We start from the raw sequence: 2,437 nt of genomic DNA on the forward strand, positions 1-2,437 counted from the left end.
GCCGCTTGCGGCCGGGCGAGTCCGGCGCAGGGTGTGGCCTGCCAAGCGGAGCGCGGAGGCCGAAGGCCGGAGGCGTTAGCGGCCGCTGCCCGCGTAAGCGGGGCGAGACGGGAACCGGCTCGATGCGCAGCACAGCAGAGCGGCCCCGAAGGGGTAACGCCCTGTGTGGCATCAGGATTTAGCACAATGTCAGAACATAAACTGGAGAGATCACCGGCAAGCAGCTGCAAAGGGGCGGCACAGCCGCCCCGATGGCTGTTACTTGTCTTTGTCGCGTAGCACTTTGATTAGGCCGGTTACGGCCGTAATCAGAGCGGCCAGCGAGGTGATGATTTGCGGTAGGTTTTCGAGGATGGTAGAGGTCATATAGCACCTGTAGAGAAGTTGGCGGGGTGTCGTTTCCGACGGCCGCACTGTAACCGGGCGAATAAGGCAGGTTGTCAACAGCTTGAGCGAAGCGTCTGTTGACAACCTGCCGCGCCCGGTTTCACTGCGGTCATAGGCGGAACGACCCACGCCAACGGAACGGCTTTATGACCGGGCAGCTGAGATACCGGCGAACCTGGCTGGCGGCTGACGCCAGCCGCCAAGCGCCAGCGCGGAGGGCGAAGCCCGGAGGCCAAGCGGAGCGCGGAGGCCGAAGGCCGGAGGCGTTAGCGGCCGCTGCCCGCGTAAGCGGGGCGAGACGGGAACCGGCTCGATGCGCAGCACAGCAGAGCGGCCCCGAAGGGGTAACGCCCGGAGTCTGCCGCTGTTTATCTCTCGTTCCATCTGAAATCGGCGGTAAGGCCATTAAAAGGGTCAGTTTATCAGGGGGGCGTTAGCCCCCCATGTTGTTAATCATCAGGCAATATCGTCTTTGTAGCAGGCATAACCGAAGCTAAGCTCTGTTTTCATATAGTGGCGGGCAAAGTCCCAGGCATCGTGGCCGAAGTCCTCATAATCTGCCAGGACGATTTCGCGGGCTTTGTGCCATTGCTGTACGGAAGAAAGCGGCAGAACAGGGCAGGGAAGCGACCAGTCAGTGACGGTGTTGCAGATCATATCTGCCAGACGCTCCAGGGAGCCGTAAACCAGCTCTGTGCGCAGATCCGCCACCATGCGTTGTTTACGCAGTGATGCCAGATAATCAATCTCTTTGGTTATATCAGAATTTAAGCGGGTCTGGTAATCCATGATGTACTCCTTTGCGCGCCGATACCGGCAATTTTGCGGGCGACGGTGTTGCCTCCCGATGATTTAATTATCGGTGATTATGTCCTCAAAGTCAATATAAGTACTGAATGTGCATACAAAATTTTATATCTTGCAAAGCGTTCATAGAGTGCCTGAATCGCTTTCTGACAGCCTCAATAAAAAAGGCGGGGATTACCCGCCTTTTTTCTTACAGCTGCTTACGTGGCTTTTTACGCGTCATATACAACGGTATCGCGCAGTCTACCGCGTACAAAAAGCACGCCAGCGCGCCGCAACCGTACAGAAACGCAAGCGGCTTATTATCGAAGTAGCTGAAAACCCCTGTCGCCGCACACAGGCCCAGAACAGAGACGCAGGCGCAGGTGATCTGCACCAGATCCCTGTATCCCGCACGAACGATAAACCAGGGCAGGGCAAGCGCAGCGGCGCTAAAAATTAATGCGAGAGGGACAAAAACGAGATAGTGATACATGTGAACTCCTTGATGGTTGCCGATACCGGCGATTGTTCGGGCGGCGGTATTGCCACCCGATGATTTAATTAGAGGTTTTGCGCGTCCAGGAGATTGACCTGAGCCGGGGTAACGTGAAACTTTTCCCCTTTATGGATCACGTTATGCGGGGCGCTAATTTCATCACTGATAAAGCTAACCGGGTAACGTTTTTTACCGCAAATCCGCTCGCTAAACCACGCCACTTTTGCCGCTGGCCGATCCACTGGATGAACAATCACACCGGCCATGCTGCAACCCGTTGCGGGTTCGTCCAGCGTAATGCTTACCGGGACTGTATCCCGGTAAAAAAACTTAACCGGCGGCACACCTGCCTGCGTAGCGGCTGCGACAACTGCAAGCCCGATAACCGCTATCCGATTAATAAGCATTTTATTCCCCTTACTCATGCTGATATCACCTTGCCAGCTGTTACCAGTTTACGAAATTCGCTTTCATGAATTTCACGCCCATGCTCAAGCGTTGAATACACGTTGCCGATAAGCCAGTTACCAGCCGTTTTTGTCTCGGTATACCACCATGCTTCTGTCAGAGTAAGCAGCGGTTCGCTATCCTCGCCCTTCTCATAGATCCAGATTTTAGTGACGTCTTTACCCGTTTCGTTGCTGCCCTGAATGGTAGGGTCAAAGGTATGTTCAATCTCTATATCGAAGTAACGCTGAAGGAAGTTAGTAAAGTGCATGACGACTCCTGTAAGCGCCGATACCGGCAATTTTTCGGGTGGCGGTG

4 protein-coding genes are annotated in these 2,437 nt (G+C 54.8%); all 4 read right to left on the reverse strand.

The window, feature by feature from the left end; genetic code table 11:
• Positions 1–843: 843 nt before the first annotated feature.
• Positions 844–1,176 carry a hypothetical protein gene (locus tag ACOI7D_RS27650; protein WP_012561126.1) on the reverse strand — a complete coding sequence of 111 codons (333 nt, stop codon included), beginning with the start codon at positions 1,174–1,176 and terminating at the stop codon, positions 844–846.
• 208 nt (positions 1,177–1,384) lie between these two features.
• Positions 1,385–1,669 (reverse strand): protein CcgC, encoded by a 285-nt coding sequence (ccgC, locus tag ACOI7D_RS27655; RefSeq protein ID WP_001750002.1) that lies wholly within the window; start codon positions 1,667–1,669, stop codon positions 1,385–1,387.
• Positions 1,670–1,737: 68 nt separating this feature from the next.
• The gene (locus ACOI7D_RS27660; RefSeq protein WP_001750003.1) at positions 1,738–2,097 is read right to left on the reverse strand and encodes a hypothetical protein; all 360 of its coding nucleotides are present in this window, start codon (positions 2,095–2,097) and stop codon (positions 1,738–1,740) included.
• Complete coding sequence (gene ccgD / locus ACOI7D_RS27665) at positions 2,094–2,390, reverse strand: protein CcgD (RefSeq protein WP_000545925.1); 297 nt, start codon at positions 2,388–2,390, stop codon at positions 2,094–2,096. The genes ACOI7D_RS27660 and ccgD overlap by 4 nt, the downstream gene beginning before the upstream one ends.
• Positions 2,391–2,437 lie beyond the last annotated feature (47 nt).

Origin of the sequence: Klebsiella sp. C360 (genome assembly GCF_048822415.1) — a bacterium.
Classification (GTDB): Bacteria; Pseudomonadota; Gammaproteobacteria; order Enterobacterales; family Enterobacteriaceae; genus Klebsiella; species Klebsiella quasipneumoniae.